The 23,309-nt window shown below is 43.4% G+C and carries 19 protein-coding genes and 1 tRNA gene; 10 read left to right on the top strand and 10 right to left on the bottom strand.

Annotation, left to right across the window (positions count from 1 at the left end; genetic code table 11):
* Positions 1-466: 466 nt before the first annotated feature.
* Genes B9T34_RS00870 through B9T34_RS00855 form a run of 4 tightly spaced genes read right to left on the bottom strand, consistent with a single transcriptional unit; the run spans position 467 to position 3,663 of the window.
* On the bottom strand, positions 467-1,117 hold the full coding sequence (locus B9T34_RS00870; protein ID WP_086211284.1) for a hypothetical protein: 651 nt from the start codon (positions 1,115-1,117) through the stop codon (positions 467-469).
* Positions 1,118-1,142: 25 nt separating this feature from the next.
* A complete protein-coding gene (gene queF / locus B9T34_RS00865; RefSeq protein WP_086211283.1) occupies positions 1,143-1,958 on the bottom strand; it encodes an NADPH-dependent 7-cyano-7-deazaguanine reductase QueF in 816 nt (271 codons plus the stop codon).
* On the bottom strand, positions 1,958-2,731 hold the full coding sequence (locus tag B9T34_RS00860) for an ABC transporter permease (RefSeq protein ID WP_086211282.1): 774 nt from the start codon (positions 2,729-2,731) through the stop codon (positions 1,958-1,960). The genes queF and B9T34_RS00860 overlap by 1 nt, the downstream gene beginning before the upstream one ends.
* Positions 2,728-3,663, bottom strand: a complete 936-nt coding sequence (locus tag B9T34_RS00855) for an ABC transporter ATP-binding protein (protein ID WP_086211281.1) — start codon at positions 3,661-3,663, stop codon at positions 2,728-2,730. The genes B9T34_RS00860 and B9T34_RS00855 overlap by 4 nt, the downstream gene beginning before the upstream one ends.
* Positions 3,664-3,851: 188 nt before the next feature.
* Here B9T34_RS00855 and B9T34_RS00850 point away from each other — a divergent pair.
* A tRNA-Arg gene (locus B9T34_RS00850) sits at positions 3,852-3,927 on the top strand.
* A gap of 1,154 nt (positions 3,928-5,081) precedes the next feature.
* The gene (locus B9T34_RS00845; protein WP_086211280.1) at positions 5,082-5,855 is read left to right on the top strand and encodes an IclR family transcriptional regulator; all 774 of its coding nucleotides are present in this window, start codon (positions 5,082-5,084) and stop codon (positions 5,853-5,855) included.
* 110 nt (positions 5,856-5,965) lie between these two features.
* Here the strand turns inward: B9T34_RS00845 and B9T34_RS00840 are convergent, their stop codons facing one another.
* The 5 genes from B9T34_RS00840 to B9T34_RS00820 all read right to left on the bottom strand — a co-directional run bounded on the left by B9T34_RS00840 (position 5,966) and on the right by B9T34_RS00820 (position 10,742).
* The gene (locus B9T34_RS00840; protein WP_086211279.1) at positions 5,966-7,645 is read right to left on the bottom strand and encodes an FAD-binding protein; all 1,680 of its coding nucleotides are present in this window, start codon (positions 7,643-7,645) and stop codon (positions 5,966-5,968) included.
* The gene (locus tag B9T34_RS00835; RefSeq protein ID WP_086211278.1) at positions 7,642-8,349 is read right to left on the bottom strand and encodes an NIPSNAP family protein; all 708 of its coding nucleotides are present in this window, start codon (positions 8,347-8,349) and stop codon (positions 7,642-7,644) included. Before B9T34_RS00835 ends, B9T34_RS00840 begins: the two co-directional genes overlap by 4 nt.
* A 3-nt stretch (positions 8,350-8,352) precedes the next feature.
* Complete coding sequence (locus tag B9T34_RS00830; RefSeq protein ID WP_086211277.1) at positions 8,353-9,126, bottom strand: SDR family NAD(P)-dependent oxidoreductase; 774 nt, start codon at positions 9,124-9,126, stop codon at positions 8,353-8,355.
* A 91-nt stretch (positions 9,127-9,217) separates the two neighbouring features.
* The gene (locus tag B9T34_RS00825) at positions 9,218-9,958 is read right to left on the bottom strand and encodes an SDR family NAD(P)-dependent oxidoreductase (protein ID WP_086211276.1); all 741 of its coding nucleotides are present in this window, start codon (positions 9,956-9,958) and stop codon (positions 9,218-9,220) included.
* Between the two features lie 25 nt (positions 9,959-9,983).
* Complete coding sequence (locus tag B9T34_RS00820; RefSeq protein WP_086211275.1) at positions 9,984-10,742, bottom strand: SDR family NAD(P)-dependent oxidoreductase; 759 nt, start codon at positions 10,740-10,742, stop codon at positions 9,984-9,986.
* 173 nt (positions 10,743-10,915) lie between these two features.
* On the opposite strand from B9T34_RS00820, the gene B9T34_RS00815 reads away from it, so the two are divergent.
* The gene (locus B9T34_RS00815; protein ID WP_086211274.1) at positions 10,916-12,292 is read left to right on the top strand and encodes an MFS transporter; all 1,377 of its coding nucleotides are present in this window, start codon (positions 10,916-10,918) and stop codon (positions 12,290-12,292) included.
* 548 nt (positions 12,293-12,840) lie between these two features.
* Here B9T34_RS00815 and B9T34_RS00810 read toward each other — a convergent pair.
* Positions 12,841-14,175 (bottom strand): OprD family outer membrane porin, encoded by a 1,335-nt coding sequence (locus tag B9T34_RS00810; RefSeq protein WP_086211273.1) that lies wholly within the window; start codon positions 14,173-14,175, stop codon positions 12,841-12,843.
* 444 nt (positions 14,176-14,619) lie between these two features.
* Here B9T34_RS00810 and hutC point away from each other — a divergent pair, with 444 nt between their 5' ends.
* From hutC to hutG, 7 genes are all read left to right on the top strand, one after another.
* The gene (gene hutC, locus B9T34_RS00805; protein ID WP_086211272.1) at positions 14,620-15,372 is read left to right on the top strand and encodes a histidine utilization repressor; all 753 of its coding nucleotides are present in this window, start codon (positions 14,620-14,622) and stop codon (positions 15,370-15,372) included.
* Entirely contained in the window at positions 15,369-15,959 is a 591-nt protein-coding gene (locus tag B9T34_RS00800) for a HutD family protein (protein WP_086211271.1), read from the top strand. The genes hutC and B9T34_RS00800 overlap by 4 nt, the downstream gene beginning before the upstream one ends.
* A 250-nt stretch (positions 15,960-16,209) precedes the next feature.
* A complete protein-coding gene (gene hutU, locus B9T34_RS00795) occupies positions 16,210-17,883 on the top strand; it encodes a urocanate hydratase (protein ID WP_086211270.1) in 1,674 nt (557 codons plus the stop codon).
* 86 nt (positions 17,884-17,969) lie between these two features.
* On the top strand, positions 17,970-19,502 hold the full coding sequence (hutH, locus tag B9T34_RS00790; RefSeq protein WP_086211269.1) for a histidine ammonia-lyase: 1,533 nt from the start codon (positions 17,970-17,972) through the stop codon (positions 19,500-19,502).
* A gap of 73 nt (positions 19,503-19,575) precedes the next feature.
* Positions 19,576-20,988 (top strand): amino acid permease, encoded by a 1,413-nt coding sequence (locus B9T34_RS00785; protein ID WP_086211268.1) that lies wholly within the window; start codon positions 19,576-19,578, stop codon positions 20,986-20,988.
* Between the two features lie 76 nt (positions 20,989-21,064).
* Complete coding sequence (gene hutI, locus B9T34_RS00780; RefSeq protein ID WP_086211267.1) at positions 21,065-22,267, top strand: imidazolonepropionase; 1,203 nt, start codon at positions 21,065-21,067, stop codon at positions 22,265-22,267.
* Positions 22,268-22,375: 108 nt separating this feature from the next.
* Positions 22,376-23,302, top strand: a complete 927-nt coding sequence (gene hutG, locus B9T34_RS00775; RefSeq protein WP_086211266.1) for a formimidoylglutamase — start codon at positions 22,376-22,378, stop codon at positions 23,300-23,302.
* Positions 23,303-23,309: the final 7 nt, after the last annotated feature.

The raw sequence follows: 23,309 nt of genomic DNA, 5'->3' as shown, positions 1-23,309 counted from the left end.
AATACAAAAGCATCTAAAAGTGCTGATTTTAAAGGCTGTTTCTTTCAATTCCTTAAGATAACACTCATGGGGTGCAAGTTAACAAAAAGTTCTATAAAAGTAGACAAGGATTGACCAAAAAGAATTTTTTGTGAGATGTATTGGGGGAAATAAGTATCTCTATATAGTTAAAGAGAAATTTCAATTAATAGTTCGGCCATGTTGGGCTTAGTAATGTACATCTAATTCCACAGCTGGTGCTGTGAAGTTCGGTCAGATCTTAGATGTTTTATGACCGTTGCTGCATGGTATATATGAAGCAGGGAATACATTTTTTTGATTTTATCAATATGAGTGCTGCTGAGCGCTCTATACCAATACAGCTGTTTTTAAACAGGCATTAAAAAGCCGCACTGAAGCATAGCTCCAATACGGCAACTCAACAGATTTTTTAACTATATATAGCTATATATAGTAGAAACGTAAATTAAGGGTGGAATAAAGGGTCGTGAGCCTCTGCCAGCGCGCCTAACTCTTCCTTAGTTAAATTAGGGAAGATTTTATCAATGGCAATATGAATGGCCTTGATCACTGCCGCAGAGCCAATGTCTGCTGCTTTGCGTTTAATCATGCCTAAATCCAACGTTTTGTTGAAATCATTCATAAAATGGCGAACAGTGGCTTCTGCAAACTGTTTATATAGCTCAGCAAATGCCGATTTATTGATGTCATTGCCAGCTTTAATCTCTGAATAAGCAGATTTTAGATTGATCACTAAACTGCTGTCTAATGATTCACCTACGCGTTTTGCACCAGAAGCATCGGTAAATAGGCTTCTTTCTGAAAAAGCGATCGATTGCTGTACAACATCGTTTGATGCTTTGCTCAGAAGCTGTTTTAAAAGCACAGCAACAGTCGATTTGACATATCCAGCAAGTTTTTCAGCTGTATCGCGCTTGTCGCTGGCGGGAAATAGACGCACTGGCCCAAGAATAGTCGCATCAATAATTTCATCATTGATCAGCAGGGCAGTTTTATCCCGTAATGGGTACAAAGGCTCGCTGGAATTCTTTTTACTTTGTGCAGTCTCAATCGTACCTAAAAGCGATTCAGATGGAATAAAACCAAAAAATGGCATCTTATAAACCTCAATGTTCTTTATTTTATTGTCGCGCCAATCGAATTGGGCGAGGCATCCATGTTAAATCCGATACTCGGCAAGGGTTAATGTCTAACCCCCCGCGGCGCGTATAGGCAGCATAAACCATCAGTTTTTCAGGTTTCAGGTTTTGCCAAATGTCGGCATACATCTGCTCCACGCATTGCTCGTGAAAACCATTATGCTGACGATAAGAGATGATATAAGCCAAAATACTTTCGTAAGCTGGTTTTTTCCCCTTATATCTTATAAATACCGTGCCCCAGTCTGGTTGTCCAGTGACTGGGCAGTTACTTCTGAGTAAATGTGAATAAAATTGCACATCCACGTCGGCATCATCGGTTTGATCGAAGGCCAGAAGGGCCGCATTCGGATGATTTTCCAATTCAGAAGGAACGAGTTCATCAATACAGAAGCCTTGCGGATCAGAAATCTGCACATCGTCAGCATGAAACAGGTCAATCGTTACGTCTGCGCCAGCAGCAGCAGATAAATCTTTTTCAACTGTTGCTTTAAATGCCTCTTTAGAATCAAAAGCCGTAAAATTCATACTGTTGAAATACAGTTTTAAAGATTTTGATTCGATCAGATTTGGCGATGTTGCCGGCAACGTGAGACGCCCAATAGCAACTTGCGGAATACCCTGAGCATTCAGCCATGAAATTTCAAAGACATGCCACCAGTCTTTGCCTTGCTGTATGCCTTCAACATGCGAGTAGCTGGCACGGGCAGTTGCACGGGCAATAGGGAACAGAATATCGGGCTGATATTCTGTGGGATAGTTGGTGTCTTTACCTAAAAGAGAATGTTCTACACTCATTATTCACGCATTCCTGAACCACGAGAAAGTAAATAGTAAGCAATGCCGTAAAGTACAGCACAGCATAATGTAACCACGCCAAGTGAAATGCCAACGTTGACATCGCTATGGCCTAAAATGCCGTAGCGGAACGCATTGACCATATATACCACTGGGTTAATTAACGATAAATTTTGCCAAAATGGGCTTAGCGATGAAATCGCATAAAACACGCCGCCTAAATAGGTCAGCGGTGTGAGCACGAAAGTTGGAATAATTGAAATATCATCAAACGATTTTGCATAGACGGCATTAATAAAACCGCCTAAAGAGAACAAGAAGGAGGTGATTAATACTGTATATATAGTTACAAACCAATTGGTGATATTCAAGTCAGTAAAAAACAGGCTCATGGCAGTCACAATGATGCCAACCAGTACGCCGCGGCAAACGCCGCCCAAGATGTAGCCCCATAATACAGCATGCAGTGGAACTGGGCTCATAATCAGCTCTTCAATGCTTTTTTGGAATTTAGCGCTGAAAAAACTGGAAGACACGTTGGCATAGCTATTGGTAATCACGGCCATCATAATTAAGCCGGGCACAATAAACTGCATATAAGTAAAGCCGCCCATTGTGCCAATGCGTGAACCGACTAAATTACCAAAGATCACAAAATATAGGCTCATGGTAATAGCAGGCGGCAGCAGGGTTTGCGGCCAAATTCGCATAAAACGGCGAATTTCTTTATAAACGAGTGTATAGAGCGCGACTTTTAACTGGCTGAAATTCATTGCGCTGCTCCATCAAGATTTTTTTCCACCATTTTTACAAACAGTTCTTCTAAGCGGTTGGATTTGTTGCGCATACTGCGAACTTGAATGCCTTGCGCTTCCATTAACTGGAACAATTCATTTAATGTATGCGCTTTGTCCATGGTGACTTCTAAAGTAAGTGAGTCAATTAAGTTGAAACGCACACCAATAATATCTATATGCAGCGGCTGAATCGGTTCGACTAAGTCAAAAATAAAGGATTCTTCGCTCAACTGATTCAGGAAACTTTTCATGCTGGTGTCTTCTTTAATCACACCGCGGTCAATAATGGCAATGCGGCGGCACAGCATTTCAGCTTCTTCTAGATAGTGTGTAGTTAGAATAATAGATGTGCCGTTCTCGTTCATTTCGGTCAGAAATTCCCACATTGAACGACGCAGCTCAATATCTACACCAGCAGTTGGCTCATCCAAAATAAGCAGTTTCGGCTCATGCATCATAGCGCGGGCAATCATTAAGCGGCGTTTCATACCGCCAGACAGCATACGCCCCTGAGTGTTGCGCTTATCCCATAGCCCTAATTTTTCAAGATATTCTTCAGCACGTTTTTCAGCTATTTTTTTAGGAATGCCGTAGTAGCCCGCTTGGGTGACCAAAATATCAAAAGTTTTTTCGAACTGGCCAAAGTTAAATTCTTGAGGGACAACACCGAGGCACTGTTTGGCATTGGATGGGTGGGTTTCCAAATTATGACCAAAAATTTCTACACTGCCAGAGGTTTTTTTTGTCAGTGAGCTGATGATGCTGATTGTGGTTGATTTACCTGCACCGTTTGGACCAAGCAGTGCATAAAATTCGCCTTCTGGAACTGTTAAATTAATTCCTTTCAGCGCTTGAAACCCATTTCTGTAGGTTTTGGATAAATCCCTTAGCGTCAATGCATCAGTCATGAAAATCTCACAGGGTAAATAGTGAGGGTATTGTGAGCGAATTGATCGAATAAACCAAGTAATTGACAGGGAATACTGCGTTGCAAATATGGAATATTGTACAAAGTGTAAGCACTAAATTCGAAGCGAGATATATAGATGCTTTACCTAACTGATTTTTTTGATATGATGTGCGCAATCCTACTGTAGCGGCCATAGCTCAACTGGATAGAGTACAGGTCTCCGAAGCCTGTGGCGTGGGTTCGAGTCCCGCTGGCCGCACCAAATTTCCTATAAATACTTGTACAAACCCGTATAAAGTAATTTAAAGTTATAACGCAAAAAGCTAAAACAAGTAATTTTCATTAAAAGTGCTTAGTTGCCTGAACATTGCAATTTCGAAAATAGGCTCTACCTCTTTAATTTCAGATAAAACTCGAGTATGAGCTCTGTCTAATTTTATTTTTTTGACAAAAGCTATCTGCTTCATTGACTTATCTATAAAGCTTTTTGGAGTAAGGTGATAGTCTATTTATTTGATATAAATATTTTTTAACCAAACTGCTGTGCAGGTAGAATCAATTTGCTCATATTGAGTTATATAATTGAATCGTCTTCCTAATCCTTTGAATTACTTGAATTACTTGAATTACTTGAATTGTTTGTTGTGAGATAAACTTGCATGTATTTGAAAGGTTTCAGTATGTAGGCTGATGTGTATCTTAGCTATGAGAGATGATATTTAGATTGATGTGAGTTGTGTTTGCATATGCCTTCACCTGAAAATTTTAAACAGTATTATCCGCAAGTAAAATGAGCCATTGCGGTTTTTTGATATTCCATCCTATTATCATTTTCTTTTTTGACTTGCGCAGAAGGCTGAGCAAACAGCGGCATCAATAAGATTTAATTCTAATATTATTCAGTTGCTTATATTTTTTTGGTTATTTTAGAATCTCAATGGCTAGGGCGGATTGAGTGTGCTTTGGGTCATATAGTTTGATCCTAGCCCATTATCTTAATGAGTAAATGAACAGATATGGCGATCAATGAAGCACTCAAGACTTTATTGAGTTACGTCAGGGGGGAGCCTGAGTTAGTTGCTGACAGTATCTTTATATTTGAGCCTACTGCAGTGATTAGTCACATTGCATAGAACAGGCAATTGCAGGTTTAGCCAACATAGTGATTGCTTTCTGTCATGATTTAATCTTTTATCTCAATGGATTAGCTCATTGACTTTATTTCTGATATTTAAATGAAAAACATCTAAATTTACTTGAAAAATAATGTGTTAATTTAATGAAATCGCGCAAAAAAATATTCGAAAAAGCATTTTAAACGAATGGGGATCATCATAATTTGATATTATGGATACGCTTTAGGATATGATTAAAAAAAGTTTTAGACTTAATAGATTATGAGAGTTGATAGTAACTATGGCGAATGAAATAACCAAAGAAGTGCCATTAAAACGTCAGCAAAAAGTACAAGCCGCAGAGCTGAGTACAGATATTTTAAAAGGGCTGGCAGATTTAGCGCCATCAACAACATTGAGCGGTCTTTCCGAGCATTTGAATATTCCTGCAAGTAAATTGCATCGCTATTTACAGGCGTTACTGGCCAACGGATTTGCAGAGCAGGATCCAGAAACCAGCCAATATAAACTCGGCCCGACAGCACTGTATGTGGCAGCCGCGGCACTGGGCAGTTTAGATGTTGTAAAAATTGCGAAACCTTTTGTGCATCAATTGTGTCTGGATTTACAGGAAACCTGTTTCTTAGCCATTTGGGGTAATCAAGGCCCGACAGTGATTCACTTAGAAGAAGCCATCAAAGCATTTACAATGGTGACCAAAGTGGGTTCTGTACTGCCATTAATGGAATCATCTACAGGTCAAGTTTTCTGTGCATATATTCCAGAAGATGAATTAAAGAAAACACATGGAATTGATAATCTTGGGAAAATCCGCGCAAAGATTTTAAAGATCCGTGAGCATGGTATGAACCAAATTCATGGAAAAGTGATGACGGGTGTCAATGCGATGTCTGCTCCCATTTTTAATATTCATCAGCGTATTGTTGGTGTAATTACGGTGATTGGCATGCAGGACACCTTTAATGCTGATTTTGACAGTGATGCCGCAAAACTATTGCTCCGTACTGCTCGGGAAGCCAGTTATAAACTGGGCTGCAATGTCGATGCGATGTGATTTTTTAAAATCATCAGCATAAAAAAGGTGGGCCTGAAAAGATTCACCTTTTTTATTGCATGCTGTGAAAGAAGAATTATTTTATCAATACATTTTTGAATGGAGCTGAACTAAAGTTTGCCTGCCGCATGCTTGGCGGCAATATAGCCAAAAGTGAGACCAGGGCCTAGCGTGATGCCTGGGCCAGGGTAATGACCGCCCATGATTGAATTCATATCATTGCCTGCAGCATACAGCCCAGTAATAATCTGCTGATTTTCATCTAATACACGGGCAAATTCATCGGTAACTAAACCCGCAGAGGTGCCAATATCTCCCGGGAATATCTGAATGGCATAATAAGGCGCTTGATCTACGGGTGCTAGGCATGGATTACCCGCATGGGTTGGGTCGCCCAAGTAGGTATTGTAAATATTGCTGCCTTTGCCAAATTCACGGTCTGCGCCTGCAACTGCATCTTGGTTGTAATTGTGAATGGTTTTTTCCAGTACGGTGGCATTTACCTGAATCTGCTGTGCCAATTCCACAATGTTATTAGCGCAAATCAAATAGTTTTCTTGCATAAAACCTTTCAGTTCTGTGTCACTTGGATTGGGTCGAACCAGTCCTAAACCATATTTTTTCATGGCTGTGGCATCACACATAATCCAGCCCGGATTGGCATTCGATTGATATTGCGCTGCGCCGCATTCATGGTAAGAATTGGCTTCATTGACAAAACGTTTACCCTCGGCATTGAGCATAATAATGCCGGGTTTGTAGCGATCTAGCATTAAATGTGGGAAATTTGCGGTGGTGCCGTCTTTACGCTTGCGCTGAGAAATAGGCGAATAAAATCCGTTATTGACATTGCTGCCCATTTTTGCGCCAATGCCCAAACCGGCATTAATGCCGTCACCTGTATTGTGCGGATTGCCTGCAGACCAGAGACCTGTCGGCGCAGGCAAATACTTTTGACGCATCTCAATGTTATTGGGGAAACCGCCAGTTGCCAAGACAATGCCTTTTTTTGCAGTAATCGACAGTGCTTTGCCTTGCTGCTGGCAATACGCCGCATCAACACGTCCATCTGCATTTTTTTCAAGGCTTTGAATGGCTGTATCAGTCAGAATCTCAATGTTTAAATCAAGCATGCTTTTATACAGGCGGCCAGCCAATGCATTGCCCAATACTAAGCGTGTGCCGCGTGAGTAACCGCGCAAACGGTCTAGGGCAAAACGCGTGACCATTTTTGCCGCATGGAAAAAACCGTCTGCGCTGGTTTTCGCTCGCAGCAGCAGGTCAATATCCATTTTATTGACCATCATGCCGTCAAAGACTAAAAATTCAGGCAAAGGGCTTTTTAGGTTTTCAAAATTTTGACCTAATAAGCGCCCGTCAAATTCCAGCGGATCTAAGGCGCGGCCGCCAGTGCCTGCACCGCATTTTTCCGGCAAATAGTCTGGTGAATATTTGCGGCCAGAAAATTTAACTTCAGTGTGCTGCTCCATGAACTTCAGCATTTCTGGGCCAAATTTTAAAAAGTTGCTGCGTAGCGCTTTAGGGGCATCCATTCCAATCACGGTATCTAAATACAGCTCGGCTTGCTCCAATGTATCTTGTACGCCTAGAGCAATGCCTTGATGATTAAGCGGAATCCACGTTCCACCGCCTGATAAGGCGGTGGTGCCGCCGATTTTGCTGGTTTTTTCAATCAGCAGGACATTTAAGCCCGAAAGTTTAGCAACAATGGCAGCGCACATGCCTGCTGCGCCGCTGCCAACCACCAGTAAATCGACGTCTTTATTCATTTAATCCGTCCTAAGCTTGGATGAATGGGCGCAAATGATGCAGGTTCGAGCAGGTAGATATCTGAACGACCCAATAAGTATTTCCCCAGCTGTTCACGTTGCTGTTTTAACGCTGTTTGAATAGCCTCATCTGCCCAATAGGCTTTCCAGCCCGCAAGGCGCGCTTCAAAACTAGGCCAGCTGATAATGCTGACTATGCCCGGCATATTCATGCCGCTTTGCGGAACAAAACTGCCTAGAATGTCGCCGCCATGCTTAATCAGCGTAGGGAAAGCCGTATTTTCCAAATATTCTTGCGCTGCTTTCGGCTGACCATTGGCAATCGGCTGCACGATTAGTTCATGCAGGGCGCCTAATGCCGGCAAGCCATTTTTTTCTGCATGGTTGAGCCAAGAGATGGCAGGAGAAAGCAAATGAATATCATAATATTCAACCAGCTCTGTGCCTGCGTTGGTTTCTGCGCGCAATGCCCACCATTCTGGGTCATTGTAAAAACCGCCCCAATTGGTATCACGTTCAGTATTGTCTTTCCATGCCATTAAATAAATGAACATAGAGCATTGCGGGCCAGCTAAAACACTCCAGCGCCCAACCACATTGATGCCGTGTTTATTTAAAAGCGGCGGCAAACCATCACGCATACGCGCTTCAATGTCAGCCATGCGGCCTTTTTCGATATAGTAAAATCTTAGTTCGTATTGCATTTTTTAAATCTCGTTTAAAGCGGAATAAACATAATTTGAGGTGCTCCAGCCGCCATCGACCACCAGTGTGTGGCCATTAATAAAGCTGGCTTTGTCAGAGCAGAGGAAATAAATCGCGTTGGCAATATCTTCAGGGCGGCCTACACGCTGAAAGGGGGTGGTTTCGACCATCAGTTTTTGGAAATTGCGGTCGTGATCAATACGTTCCGCGGTCAATGGTGTTTTGATTAAACCCGGCGCAATCGCATTGACGCGAATGCCTTGCGGGCCTAAATCCGTTGCCATTTGTTTGGTTAATCCCATGACAGCGGCTTTGGTTGCGGCATAAGGGGCGGTACCCGGATTGCCCAATAAGCCGAAAATAGAACCAAGGTTAATGATTGAGCCGCGGCCAGCCTGCATATGGGGAATGGCCGCTTTTGACATGCGGAAGACACTGCGCAGGTTCAGGTCGCTGTAGCGGTCCCAATCCGCATCGCTGGTGTCCATCAGGCTTTTTGATTTGCCGATGCCTGCGTTATTTATCAGCCAGTCTAAACCGCCAAAATGCTCAATAGCAGCCTGCACAGCTTGCTGAGGTGCATTTTCTGCGGTGACATCCTGAACGATATAGTGAATTTTGCTGACGTCTGACGCCAAGCTGACCGTTTCTTTTAAGGCAACTTCATTCAAATCGGTAATGAGTACATTTATGCCGTTTGCTGCCATTTCGAGTGCCGTTGCACGGCCAAGTCCTTGGCCGCCGCCTGTAATCAAGGCGGTATGGGATTGAGTCATATCCAGTCCTTTGTAGAGAATAAAAAAGGCAATATGACAAAGACAAGGAGATTCATATTGCCAAAAGAGTAAAGGTTAAACTTTGGCTGTTTTAAGCGTAGCTGCCGCCCAGTGATTTACCGCCATCGACAAACAGCACTTGCCCAGTAATAAAGCAGGTCTTGGCGCTACTGAAAAATGACACTGCATGGGCAATATCTTCAGGCATGCCAGCTTTGCCTGTAGGCTGCAGCGCTTCCTGCGCTTTGCGGCGCTCTGGGGTCAGCGATTTAAGAATGGGTGTTTCAATTAAACCGGGTGCAATGGCATTGACCATGATTTCACGCGGTGCAAGTTCCATGGCTGCAGCGCGGGTGTAGCCAACCACGGCAGATTTAGATGAAACGTAATGGATATGGTTTTTTGCACCTAAATAGGCGCGTGAAGCAATGATAACTACGCGCGAGTTATTTGGCATTTTGCGCACAGCCAATTGCGTCAAGTTATGTACGGCAATGGTGTTCACTTCAAACATGCGGCGGAAATCTGCAGATGATGCTTCATCAAATAAACGCTCATCAAAAATACCTGCGTTATTGACTAGGGCAGATAAGCTTGGCAATTCATCTATAAGTTGTTCCAGTGAAGGCTCATCGGTCAGATCGACGACAAAGCCTTTAACGTTAAAGCCTTGAGCATTCAGATCTTGCGTCACGGCCTCAACTTGTTCTGCATTGCGGTCTAAAAAGAACACGCTAAAACCGTCTTGAGATAAACGTTTTACACAAGCCAAGCCCATGCCGCTGGCGCCGCCAGTCACCAATGCGTATTTCTTTTCTACATTTGTATCCATATAAAACCTATCTATCCTTAGATGTTTATTGCATGCGGTATCCGCCATTTACATCAATCATTGAACCTGTGATGTAAGCGGCTTGTTCTGAAATTAAAAATTGAATGGCTGCGGCAATGTCTTCGACTTGCCCTAAGCGCTGTAAGGGAATATTGGCCGCTGCGGCTTGTTCCTGACCATCTTTCATAGAAAGGCGCAGCATGGCTGTGTCAATCAAGCCAGGCGCAATGCCATTGACTGTGATTTGATGTTCTGCAACTTCACGCGCCAATGCTTTGGTATAGCCCAATACTGCGGCTTTACTTGAAATGTACGCCGAGCTTGAACGGTAACCGCCAAGCTGAGCAGCACAGGAAGAAAAAGTTACGACACGGCCATGTGGCACAGGTTTTTGAATGCGTGTGCGGACAAATTCACGAGTACACAAGAAAGTGCCGCGTGTATTGATGGCATGAGTAAGTTCCCATTCAGATAAATCTGTATCCACAATCAGTTTGCGTTGGCCATCATGTAAAATTAGAATACCGGCTGCGCAGACAAGGCAGTCAATCGCGCCAGCTTTTGCTTCAGCATCTGCAAATATTTTTTGCACCTGCTGTTCGTTTGAAACATCAATGCCGTAAGCGAGATGGCCTGTTCCCGTTAGTTCACGCAATAAATTTTCACAATTTTGCTGATTGATGTCCGTCGCAATAATTTTGTAGCCAGCGTTCGCCAATATTTTTGCGAGGCCAGCGCCAATCCCTTGACCGGCACCAGTAATCAATACTGTTCGTTGTGTCATGAAAATGTCCCTTTTATTTCGGCTAAAAAGACAACAGCTGCTGTGCTGTCTTTTTTTACCTTAATCACTTTTTTTGGCTATTGCAAGAAAAATAGAATTGAATTACGATCAGCGTAATAGATGCAATCACAGACGACGCATTTATACATGGATTAAATGTAGAAAGGATTTTTATGAATAATTCGCAAACACTGGCTTATCGTGAAGCCTTGGATAAGAACCCAGTCTCGAAAAGAACGTGGTGGGCGCTCGCCATCATTTTGATTGTATTGATTACCGATGGTTACGATGCTCAAGCCATCAGCTATATGGTGCCTATTCTTTCGGAGCAGTGGTCACTGCCTGCCGCAACTTTTGCCCCCGTATTTACTGCAAATATTTTAGGCTTAACCCTTGGCGCTATGCTGATCTCACCTTTGGGTGACCGCTTTGGCAGCCGTAATGTCTTGATGGCGTGTGTATTGACCTATTCATTACTCACCATCGGCATGATTTTCACTTATGACATTACCTCTTTAATGATCGTGCGCTTCTTGTGTGGCTTAGGCATGGGCGCTGCAATGCCGAATGCCTTGGCGCTGATGTCGGACTATTCGCCTACACGCTACCGTACTTTGATGGTGACGGTTGCAGCGGCAGGGTATTCATTAGGCGGTATGCTGAGCGGCTTGGTTTCTGCGGCTTTAGTGGACTCATTTGGCTGGAAGGTGGTGTTAATGATTGGCGGGATTATTCCCATTGTCATGCTTCCATTTATTTATAGATTCTTGCCTGAAGCAGTAAATAATTTGCTGTCAGATGCTGCGCCGTATACTCGTTTCCGTGCAATGACCAAGGACTTTATGCCAGGCTGGAATGTGCCGGAAAGCTTTAACCATTTGCCAAAAGATTTGGCTGTTGCATCGGGTGAAAGCAGATTCCCTGTATTGAATTTATTCCGTAATGGCTGGGCGCGTCCGACCATCTTCATATGGGGTACTTATATGTCTATGATGATGTTGACTTATTTCTACCTGAGCTGGCTGCCAGTGCTGCTGAAACAGTCGGGTTTGAGCATTAATGTTGCCAATGTGATGACATCTTTATTTCTGCTGTCAGGTGTTATTGGTGCCTTATTGATTTCTTATGTTGCAGACAAAGTTCAAAACAAATCGCCTATTTTGTTCACCATGTTTGTCGGCGCTGCAATTGCGACCCTATTTATTGGTTTTCAAAACACCAATCCGACATTATTAGTGGTCGGCGTGCTGGCAGCGGGTTTCTGCATCATTGGCGGCAACCTGATCATGAACTCGTTTACCAGCAGTTTCTATCCTGACTATGCGCGGGCAACGGGGATTGGCTGGGGCTTAGGCATTGGCCGTTTTGGTTCGATTATGGCGCCAGTTTTGGGCGGGTATTTATTGGCTTCTAATACCGATGTCAGCAATATCTTCTTTATCTTTATTGTGCCTGCAGCGATTGCAAGCTTTTTCATTCTATTTGTCCGCAAGCCGAAAGGCTATCAAGCGCCGAAAGAAGAATCTGCATCTGCAGTATTCCATCATTGATTTAAATCAATTTTTAATAAGAGCCAGCGTCCTGTGATGCTGGCTTTTTCATTTGTAAATGGAGCGATTAACGAATGGCGATCAGTATTCAGTTATTTGCATGCAAATTTCAGCTTTAAAAGATCACGGTAAAATTAGGGTGTTGATCGCTATGTTATTTATTGATATTTATATTTTTTTGTTCAAGGTAGTCTGTTTGACATGAGGCTTTCTTTTGCTCTGTAATGACGATATTCAAAGACTGTATGCCTAATTTTATTAGCTATGATTGCTATGGCTAAAATACTGCTTAAACAGGCTTACATGCCGTGTAAATGATGTGGTGATATGTGTTTATAGTGAGTATGTTCATCTCCTAAGCGATATTTTTGTTAGTGAGGTTAGGAGGCGTATGTATATACTAATTGCTATGCAGAAGATTTGTGATTTAAGAAGTTTTGCAGGGGTTAACGGTTTGGCACTGGTGTGTTTTCGATTGAATATTAAGTCTTTGAAGCACATAAAAAAACAGGCCGAAGCCTGCTCTTTAATCATTCAGCAAAGATGAATTAAAAGTTCAGCGGATATTCCAGAATTACACGCAGTTCATCAATATCATTATAGCGGTAACCTTGCGTTGAACGGTGTGTCGCTTGGCGCAGCAGCACATTTAGGCCTTTAGCTTTGCCTTTTTGCACGGTATAGCCCAACTGTAAATCACGTTCCCAATGCTTATTGTCTACAGACGGATCATAGACATGGCGCTTGGTATAAAAGGCATTGGTGCTGTCTTGGTTATCCATATCCCAGCCATATAGATATCGGCCCATAAAGCTTAAACCCGGTATGCCGTAAGGTGAAAAATCTAAGTCATAGCGGATTTGCGCAGACTTTTCATTCGCTTCCGAGAAAGTTGCAAACTGAACAGCATTGGCAATGGCAATGCCTGGCCCTTGTGTAGCAAAACCTGTCCAGTCTGCTGGCTCATCACCAAAAACTTGCTGATAAGCAACGCTGATTTTGTGATTATTCAAGCTATAGCCCAGCATGGCTGATGCAATCGTGGTGCTGATATCACCGCCATTTTTTTTGCCTGTGTCTTGGTTATTGTAAGTATTGAAGTTTAATTTCAGGCTTTGCTGCTCATTAATCTTGTGCAGATAATCTGCACCTGCATAAGTTTGAATCCATACATCTTCTAGCTCTGATACATAAGCAGTAGCGCTGCCTTCTGGAAACTTGTATGTGCCGCCAAGATATTTAACACTCTCGCCTTGAATGCCCACACTATAATCAGTCGTGAAATAATTCAAATCTTCGGTCGAATCTACAGGATTCATGCTGTAAAAATAGCCAGCATTTAATGTGAGATGTTCAAAACTTTTATCCTGCAGGCTTAGTCCTGTAGCGGTGCTTGGCAATAAACGGGCCGTATTCACCCATAGCACGGGAACATTTGGAAACTGGTTGCCGTAGGTCAAAACAGTATCTTTATATTTAACTTTCAGGCTTGCACCCACTTCTCCAAAGGCGCTTTTGGCATTGCCTTCATGATCAATCTGCAGATTGCTGGTGCCCGTTTTAAATGGGTCACTGTACAGTTCAAAACCGAATAGGCCATAGGCATTGACGCCAAATTGTACTGCGCCGTCCGTAAAGCCCGAGTCGTAATTCAAAATCAGACCATGCGCCCATTCGCTGCGGTAGCCTTCTTTTTCGTCTATGGGCACAAATTTGTTGGCGCCTGATGGGTTGTATTCGCCATTGCGAAAGTCGCGGTAAAAATAAAAGTTTTTATTGGTGACGGTCAGCTTGTCTTCTTTAAAGATGACGTCGGCCCAAGCAGCAGGTGAAAAAGGCACAAGTGTACCCATCACCAGTAAACATTTGACTGATGCTTTCATGAAAAATCCAGTTTAAAAAACAAATCCTTGTTAATCAGTTCATTCCTAGAACTGAGATACAGGGTGTATCCAAATGAAATTACGATTTAAATTATTCGTAATTTAATTACGATCAGCGCAATTGTTTATTTTTTAACATAAGCGATTAAGCAATTCAATAAAAATGTAATTCAATTACGATTTTTAGGACTAAAGTTTAAATATAAAAAATCATTGAGCAAAAGCAGGTTAAATCTGAATGGCGGATGAAGAATATAAGTCGAGTGATTTTGAAGAAGAAAAGCCTGAATTAATCTAATAGCTTGTATATACAAGCTTAAGGAATTGATTATAATCAAGATCAGAACTTGACCGCTGCTGCTGATTTTCTTGCGTATAAAACGGAAAGTGCAGAACGCTTTAGGCGGTCATCTATTTTAGAAGCTAAGCAGTTTAGAGACCAAAATGCCATTCACTTCATCGACAGAAGAAAATAAAACATCCATAGGCTTAGAAGCACCTTCGCCGCTATATGCGCAAGTGAAACAGTATATTCAAAGCAAAATTTACAGCGGAGAATGGAAAGTTAATGACAAAATTCCATCGGAAAGCGAATTAGTCAAATTGCTGGGCTGCAGCCGCATGACGGTTAATCGGGCATTGCGTGAACTCACAGCAGATAAAATGCTGGTTCGTGTGCAAGGTGTCGGTTCATTCGTTGCAGAAGGGCAAGGACATTCAGCCCTATTTCAAATTAATAATATTGCCGATGAAATTGTGGCGCGTAATCATATTCACCGTGCAGAAGTCTTGAAACTGGAAAAAATTAAAGCGGATGTACAGCAAGCTTTGTTTATGCAAACGCAAGAAGGCCAGCCGTTATTTCATTCCATCATTATTCATTATGAAAATGATGTGCCTGTACAAGTTGAAGACCGTTTGGTCAATGCGGCTTTAATTCCAAATTATTTAAAACAGGATTTTACTCAAATTACGCCTAATGCCTATTTGATGGCACAAGCGCCCGTCAGTGAAGGGGAGCATATTGTGGAAGCTGTCTTGGCCAATGCACAAGAATGCAAATGGCTGAAAATTACCAAGCAGGAGCCTTGTCTGCTCATCCGCCGCCGTACATGGTCCAATAAGCATCTCATTTCCAGCGCGCGTTTAACCTATCCAGGCAGCCGTTACTATCTGGAAGGAAAGTTCGTGCAATGATTCAGCATCTGACACTGCAGCATTACCAAAAAATGCTGTGGAAAAATGGCCTAGGCTTTACTTATGAAATTGCCCGTAGCCCGCAAGAAGATGCAGATGATTTTGACTGGCGCATCTCTATGGCAGATGTAGATACGGATAGTGAATTTTCATTTTTTAAAGATAAGCAGCGGATAATTTCGGTATTGTCAGGTGCTGGTATGCATCTAAGCCTCAAGCAAAAAATGCTGGCTGAGCCCAATGAAGTGCATGTATTGACCAGAACGCTTTTTGCTTTTGATGGCGAACAGCCAGTGTTCTGCAGGCTATTGAATGGCCCGATTCGAGATCTGAATTTAATTTACCGCAAGGACCGTGTTCAGCCGCGGGTGCAATGGCTAAAGGGGGAAGCGGTGCAAACCGTTTTAAGTTCGGCGCCTACGCTGTTTATTTTTAATATGGCAGAAGCTGCAGTAATACAAATTGCACAGCAAAAATATCATTTAGCGGCTTTGGACTGTCTCAAAATCAGCAATGCTGATCAAATATTAACAATACAACTGCCCGAAAATTTAGAGAAAGATTGCTGTTTTATTGAGCTTTATTAAATATTCGATGAACATCTCTAGCCGAAATTTTGGCATAAAATGCGGCAAATTATAAAAAAATAAAAATATTTAACTTTAATAAAATCAAATTTTTAAAAAATATTTAATGATTATTTTGAATTGGGGTCTTTTCAAAGATTCTGACTCATGTTTAATATGTATACATGTATATACAAGTAAGCACATGTTTGTATTAGTGCTGAAGGGATGTCATTAGAAACACAGTTTGTTGAATGGAAGGAGTCCAACGGTGACAACAACTACAAAATTTCGTGATGTAGAAATTCGTGCCCCTCGCGGTACAACGCTAAATGCAAAAAGCTGGTTAACAGAAGCGCCGCTGCGCATGTTGATGAATAACCTAGACCCAGATGTCGCAGAGAACCCAAAAGAATTGGTGGTGTATGGCGGGATTGGCCGTGCAGCGCGTAACTGGGAATGTTATGACAAAATTGTTGAAACTTTAAAAGATTTAGAAGATCACGAAACTTTGCTGGTTCAGTCTGGCAAGCCAGTAGGCGTGTTCAAAACCCATAAAGACGCACCGCGTGTGTTAATTGCCAACTCGAACTTAGTGCCGCATTGGGCAAACTGGAAGCATTTTAATGAAATGGATGCAAAAGGTTTGGCGATGTACGGTCAAATGACCGCAGGTTCTTGGATCTATATTGGCAGCCAAGGGATTGTGCAAGGCACATACGAAACTTTTGTAGAAGCAGGGCGTCAGCACTATAACGGCAGCTTGACGGGTCGCTGGGTATTAACGGCTGGTTTAGGCGGCATGGGCGGCGCTCAGCCATTGGCTGCAACTTTGGCAGGCGCGTGTTCTTTGAACATTGAATGCCAGCAAGCCAGCATCGATTTCCGTTTACGTACCCGTTATGTAGATGAGCAAGCTGCAGATTTAGACAACGCTTTGGTGCGTATTGAGCGCTATACCAAAGAAGGTAAAGCCATTTCAATTGCGCTGCACGGCAATGCTGCAGACATTTTGCCTGAGCTGGTGCGCCGCGGTGTGCGTCCAGATATGGTGACGGATCAAACCAGTGCGCATGACCCATTAAATGGTTACCTGCCAATTGGCTGGACATGGGAAGAATACCGCGAACGCGCGCAAACTGAACCAGATGTAGTGGTAAAAGCCGCGAAGCAATCTATGGGTGTGCATGTTCAAGCGATGCTGGACTTCCAAAAAATGGGCGTCCCAACCTTTGACTATGGCAACAACATCCGTCAAATGGCGCAAGAAGAGGGGGTAGAAAACGCATTCGATTTCCCTGGCTTCGTTCCAGCTTATATCCGTCCGTTGTTCTGCCGCGGTATTGGTCCATTCCGTTGGGCTGCACTTTCTGGTGACCCAGAAGACATCTATAAAACTGATGCAAAAGTGAAAGAGCTGATTCCAGATGATGAGCATTTGCATCATTGGTTAGATATGGCGCGTGAACGAATTGCATTCCAAGGTTTGCCAGCGCGTATTTGCTGGGTAGGTCTAGGCCTGCGTGCAAAACTTGGCCTGGCATTCAATGAAATGGTACGTACAGGCGAATTATCTGCACCTGTTGTGATTGGCCGTGACCACTTAGACTCAGGTTCTGTGTCTAGTCCAAACCGTGAAACTGAATCGATGCAAGATGGATCAGATGCAGTATCAGATTGGCCATTACTGAATGCTTTGCTCAATACAGCAGGCGGCGCAACTTGGGTGTCGTTGCATCATGGCGGTGGCGTAGGCATGGGCTTCTCACAGCACTCAGGTGTGGTGATTGTATGTGATGGTACAGATGAAGCCGCAGAACGTATTGCCAGAGTACTGACCAATGACCCTGCGACAGGCGTAATGCGCCACGCAGACGCTGGTTATGATATTGCAATTGACTGTGCGAAAGAACAAGGCTTAAATCTGCCGATGATTACTGGCTAAGCCGTAAAAAGGACAACTGCTGATTCATCTCAACTCTCTCCTGATGATTCAGCAGCGTATAAAAAATAGGAAACAGGGCTGTATACATGGAACTTTTAATTCAACCAGGCAAACTTAATTTAGCAGAATTACGTGAAGCATTTTTAAAGCCGATCAAAGTTAAGCTAGATCAGAAGGCCATTCCAGCCATTCAAGCCAGTGTCGATTGTGTTGAGCAAATTATTCGTGAAGGCCGAACGGCTTACGGCATCAATACAGGTTTTGGTTTATTGGCATCGACCAAAATTGCGCAAGAAGATTTAGAACAGCTTCAACGTTCATTGGTATTGTCACATGCAGCAGGTGTAGGTGAAGCACTGGATGATTCAATGGTGCGTTTGATTATGCTGCTCAAAGCCAACAGTTTGGCGCGCGGTTTTTCAGGTATTCGTTTAAAAGTCATTGAAGCGCTTTTGGCACTGATTAATGCTGAAGTTTATCCGCATATTCCTTTAAAAGGTTCTGTGGGAGCTTCAGGTGACTTGGCGCCGCTTGCTCACATGTCATTGGTGCTGCTGGGTGAAAGCAAAGCGCGTTATAAAGGCGAATGGCTGCCAGCGGTTGAAGCATTAAAAATTGCAGGTTTAGAACCGGTTGCATTGGCAGCCAAAGAAGGCTTGGCATTGCTCAACGGCACACAAGTATCTACAGCCTATGCGTTACGCGGTTTATTTGAAGCGGAAGATTTATTTGCGGCAGCCACAGTGTGCGGCGGTTTAAGTGTAGAAGCGATGCTTGGTTCACGTTCACCATTTGATGCGCGTGTACATGAAGTACGCGGTCAGCGCGGTCAAATTGATGTGGCCGCTGCATATCGTGATCTATTGACTGAAGAAAGTGAAATCGGCCATTCGCATGAAGACTGTGAAAAAGTACAAGATCCATATTCACTGCGCTGTCAGCCGCAGGTGATGGGCGCTTGCTTAACACAAATCCGTCAAGCGGCTGAAGTGTTAGAAGTGGAATCTAATGCAGTTTCTGACAATCCATTGGTTTTTGCCAAAGAAGGCGATGTGATTTCAGGGGGTAACTTCCATGCGGAACCTGTAGCGATGGCTGCGGACAACTTAGCGTTAGCGATTGCAGAAGTGGGTTCACTGTCTGAACGCCGTATCTCTATGATGATGGACCGCCACATGTCACAGCTTCCGCCATTCTTGGTGGAAAATGGCGGTGTGAACTCAGACTTTATGATTGCACAGGTGACTGCAGCGGCATTGGCAAGTGACAATAAAGCACTGGCACATCCTGCAAGCGTTGACAGCCTGCCGACTTCTGCCAATCAGGAAGACCATGTATCTATGGCGCCAAATGCGGGCAAACGCTTATGGTCTATGGCGGACAATGTACGCGGCATCATTGCGATTGAATGGCTGGGCGCATGCCAAGGTTTAGACTTCCGTAAAGGCTTAAAAAGCTCGGTTAAATTGGAGCGTGCGCGCAAAGCGCTGCGTGATCAAGTGCCGTATTACAGTGAAGACCGCTTCTTCGCGCCAGATATTGAGCAGGCGAGTGAATTGCTGGCGAGCGGCTGCTTAAATGACCTGATCATTCACGGTTTATTGCCAAGCCTAAAATAAGTTTGTGATTGAGAAAAGGGCCGCATGATGCGGCCCGATCAAATAAAAATTTCCTCATGGATTGGAGATAACAATGTCACAAGAGTCGACCTTACAGCGGGGATTAAACACCCGTCATATCCGATTTTTAGCTTTAGGCTCAGCTATTGGTACAGGACTATTCTATGGTTCAGCCAGTGCGATTCAAATGGCTGGCCCCTCGGTATTAATTGCTTATATCGTGGCGGGTATTGCCATTTATATCGTCATGCGCGCCCTCGGCGAAATGTCTGTACATAATCCAGTTTCGGGTTCATTCAGCCACTATGCCAGCAAGTACATTAGCCCCTTTGCAGGTTTTACCACGGGATGGACCTATGTCTTTGAAATGATCATTGTGGCTTTGGCAGATGTCACAGCTTTTGGTATTTACATGGGCTTTTGGTATCCCGATGTCCCGCGCTGGATTTGGATTCTATCGCTGATTATGTTTTTAGGCGGGATTAATTTAATCCATGTCAAAGTCTTTGGTGAACTCGAGTTTTGGCTGTCGATTGTAAAAGTGACTGCGATTATCGCCATGATTATCGGCGGTTTTGGCCTGATGCTTTACGGCTTCCATTCTGATCACGGTACAGCAGTTTCTGGCTTGCAAAACCTGTGGATTCATGACGGGTTTATGCCAAATGGCATAGGCGGATTGATTGCTTGTTTATCTGTGGTGGTATTTGCTTTTGGCGGTATCGAAATTATTGGTATTACTGCGGGTGAAACCGCAGAACCGAAAAAGTCGATTCCAAAAGCCATCAATGCGGTGCCTGTGCGTATTTTACTATTCTATGTGTTGACCATTTTTGTGTTGATGGCGATTTTCCCTTGGAATCAAATTGGTACACAAGGCAGTCCATTTGTACAAATTTTTGAAAACCTAGGCATTGGTTCAGCAGCAACCATTTTAAATATTGTGGTGATTTCAGCTGCAGTCTCTGCAATCAATAGTGATGTATTTGGTGCTGGGCGCATGTTGTACGGCATGGCGCAAGATGGTCAAGCGCCTAAAGTCTTTACCAAGCTATCTAAAAATGGTGTGCCTTGGATGACCGTTGTCGTAATGGCAGGCGTGCTGTTGATTGGTGTGGTGCTGAATTACCTGATTCCTAAAAATATTTTCATGATTATTGCTTCAATTGCGACATTTGCAACAGTTTGGGTTTGGCTGATGATCCTGCTGTCACAAATGGGTATGCGCCGTAAATTGTCTACTGCTGAAATTAAAGCTTTAGATTTCCCAGTCGTGGGCTGGCCGTATGCACCTGCATTTGCAGTGGTCTTCATGTTGTTTGTTTTAGGCATCATTGCGTACTTCCCAGACTCTCGTCCGGCGATCTATGTTGGTGCGGCATGGCTGGTGATTTTATGGGTTGCCTATTTTTTCAAGATCAAGCCAAAAATGAACTTGAATCAGGACCCAAAAAATACCTCGCAAGAACTAGAAACCAACTCATAACTGATTTAATCATTTTCCTTAAATCCAACAACATTTCCGCTTAAGCATTTGCTTTGGCGGAATAGGAATTGTCAACATGAAGCTCTGGCTGAATTGCCATATTGCGACCATGCAGCATGGCCTTTATTCAATCATTGAAGATGCAGCACTGATTACAAATGCTGAGCTGATTCATTGGATTGGCAAAAGCAGTGATGTTCCTCAAGCATCTTTTAGCGAACAGATTGATCTGCAAGGCGCTTGGATAACACCGGGTTTAATCGACTGTCATACCCATAGCGTTTTTGGTGGCAATCGCAGTATTGAATTTGAACAGCGCCTGCAGGGTGTAAGTTATGCCGAAATCGCGAAAAATGGCGGTGGTATTGCCAGTACGGTGCGCGCAACACGCGAGGCGACAGAAGCTGAACTGTTTCAATCTGCTTATAAGCGGATTCAAAACTTGCAGCGTGAAGGCGTCACCGCGATTGAAATTAAATCGGGCTATGGGCTGGATTTAGCCAATGAGCGCAAAATGCTGAAAGTGATTCGTCAGTTAGGTGCAGCTTTGCCAATGACGGTAAAAAGTACCTGTTTGGCTGCACATGCTTTGCCGCCAGAATTTAAAGATGCCAGTGATGACTATATCCATTATATCTGCAGTGAAATGCTGCCGCAGCTGCATGCAGAACAATTAGTCGATGCTGTAGATGCTTTTTGTGAGCATTTGGCATTTTCTCCAAGCCAAGTAGAGCGGGTGTTTCAAACTGCACAATCTTTAAATTTGCCTGTCAAACTGCACGCAGAACAGCTGTCTGCTTTGGGTGGTTCTAGTCTTGCTGCACAATATCATGCGCTATCGGCAGATCATCTGGAGTATATGACCGAAGATGATGTGAAAGCCATGGCCGCCTCCGATACGGTTGCAGTCTTATTGCCAGGCGCATTTTATTTGCTGCGCGAAACGCAATATCCGCCTGTAGAAAGTTTAATTCAACATGGGGTGAAAATTGCCTTATCGACGGATTTAAATCCGGGCACATCACCAGCGCAGTCATTGCGTTTGATGATGAATATGGGCAGTACTTTGTTCCGTTTGACGCCAGAACAAACATTGGCAGCAGTGACGATTCATGCGGCTCAAGCGCTTGGCCTGCAACAGATGCATGGCAGTTTAGAGGCTGGAAAGTTCGCCAATTTTGTACTGTGGGATATTCAGCATCCTTCAGAAATTACCTATTGGCTGGGTGGTGATCTTAATCAAAAAGTCATCTACAAAGGTCAGCAGGTAGAGATCTAAGGCTTGAATGGAATGGTGTCATTCAATTTTTAAACCGAAAGCTTAAGCTTCGCCTTAAGCCTGAGTTTTTATTTTTAAAGCGTTGAAGATTTAAAGACGGTATTCATTATGGATCATTCTTTTCAATGGCAAGGGCGGCAGGATGGTGAAGGCGCAGAACATCGGCGTATCTTCCATACGGTGAACCAATCAGATTCCGCTGAATTTGCAATTTTAGGTTTTAGCTCTGACGAAGGCGTGCGCCGTAATCGTGGACGCATTGGCGCAGCAGAAGCGCCAGATTTAATCCGTAAACAACTGGCAAATTTGCCTGTGCATTCACAAGTTTCAATTCGTGACTTGGGTACAGTGCTGTGTGCCAATGGTGAATTGGAAAAAGCCCAAGTTGCTTTGGCCGAACAAATTGAAATGGCTTTGCAGCAAGGCTTAAAACCGATCGTGTTTGGCGGTGGGCATGAGATTGCATTTGGCAGTTTTAGTGGCATTTTTCAATATGCACAAAATACGTATCCAGAAAAAAACATTGGGATTATCAATTTTGATGCGCATTTAGATTTACGTGAAGACGTGCATGCAACTTCGGGCACACCATTTTTGCAATCAGCTCAGCTCTGCGAACAGCACGGTAAATCTTTTCACTATCTTTGCATCGGCGCAGCACAGCATTCCAATACCAAAAAATTGTTTGATACAGCAGCGCGTTTAGGCAGTCAGTGTATTTTTGATCATGAGCTTGAAGCAGCTCAGCTGCAACAGGTGTTCTCTAAAATTGATCAATTTATACAAGCAGTGGATTGGCTGTACGTCACGGTGGATCTTGATGTTTTTGCCGCATCGATTGCGCCGGGTGTCAGTGCGCCGGCGGTCAGAGGCATTGATTTAAAAATGTTTGAAAAGCTGATGAGATATATTCAACGTAGCGGAAAAATCAAGCTGCTGGATATTGCAGAATGCAATCCAAAATACGATCAGGATGCAATGACTGCAAGACTCGCGGCGTTCATTGTCTACAGTTATATATTTAACCCACAATAATTTAAAA

The organism is Acinetobacter sp. ANC 3813 (assembly GCF_002135435.1).
In the GTDB taxonomy this organism is placed as follows: Bacteria; Pseudomonadota; Gammaproteobacteria; order Pseudomonadales; family Moraxellaceae; genus Acinetobacter.
The sequence above is the reverse complement of the archived record's forward strand: the minus strand, read 5'-3'. Positions and strand labels throughout refer to the sequence as shown.

Excerpts from the sequence above, each read along its gene's own strand:
- B9T34_RS00870 (WP_086211284.1), bottom strand. The coding sequence starts at position 1,117 with ATGCCATTTTTTGGTTTTATTCCATCTGAATCGCTTTTAGGTACGATT.
- queF (WP_086211283.1), bottom strand. The coding sequence starts at position 1,958 with ATGAGTGTAGAACATTCTCTTTTAGGTAAAGACACCAACTATCCCACA.
- B9T34_RS00860 (WP_086211282.1), bottom strand. The coding sequence starts at position 2,731 with ATGAATTTCAGCCAGTTAAAAGTCGCGCTCTATACACTCGTTTATAAA.
- B9T34_RS00855 (WP_086211281.1), bottom strand. The coding sequence starts at position 3,663 with ATGACTGATGCATTGACGCTAAGGGATTTATCCAAAACCTACAGAAAT.
- B9T34_RS00845 (WP_086211280.1), top strand. The coding sequence starts at position 5,082 with ATGGCGAATGAAATAACCAAAGAAGTGCCATTAAAACGTCAGCAAAAA.
- B9T34_RS00840 (WP_086211279.1), bottom strand. The coding sequence starts at position 7,645 with ATGAATAAAGACGTCGATTTACTGGTGGTTGGCAGCGGCGCAGCAGGC.
- B9T34_RS00835 (WP_086211278.1), bottom strand. The coding sequence starts at position 8,349 with ATGCAATACGAACTAAGATTTTACTATATCGAAAAAGGCCGCATGGCT.
- B9T34_RS00830 (WP_086211277.1), bottom strand. The coding sequence starts at position 9,126 with ATGACTCAATCCCATACCGCCTTGATTACAGGCGGCGGCCAAGGACTT.
- B9T34_RS00825 (WP_086211276.1), bottom strand. The coding sequence starts at position 9,958 with ATGGATACAAATGTAGAAAAGAAATACGCATTGGTGACTGGCGGCGCC.
- B9T34_RS00820 (WP_086211275.1), bottom strand. The coding sequence starts at position 10,742 with ATGACACAACGAACAGTATTGATTACTGGTGCCGGTCAAGGGATTGGC.
- B9T34_RS00815 (WP_086211274.1), top strand. The coding sequence starts at position 10,916 with ATGAATAATTCGCAAACACTGGCTTATCGTGAAGCCTTGGATAAGAAC.
- B9T34_RS00810 (WP_086211273.1), bottom strand. The coding sequence starts at position 14,175 with ATGAAAGCATCAGTCAAATGTTTACTGGTGATGGGTACACTTGTGCCT.
- hutC (WP_086211272.1), top strand. The coding sequence starts at position 14,620 with ATGCCATTCACTTCATCGACAGAAGAAAATAAAACATCCATAGGCTTA.
- B9T34_RS00800 (WP_086211271.1), top strand. The coding sequence starts at position 15,369 with ATGATTCAGCATCTGACACTGCAGCATTACCAAAAAATGCTGTGGAAA.
- hutH (WP_086211269.1), top strand. The coding sequence starts at position 17,970 with ATGGAACTTTTAATTCAACCAGGCAAACTTAATTTAGCAGAATTACGT.
- B9T34_RS00785 (WP_086211268.1), top strand. The coding sequence starts at position 19,576 with ATGTCACAAGAGTCGACCTTACAGCGGGGATTAAACACCCGTCATATC.
- hutI (WP_086211267.1), top strand. The coding sequence starts at position 21,065 with ATGAAGCTCTGGCTGAATTGCCATATTGCGACCATGCAGCATGGCCTT.
- hutG (WP_086211266.1), top strand. The coding sequence starts at position 22,376 with ATGGATCATTCTTTTCAATGGCAAGGGCGGCAGGATGGTGAAGGCGCA.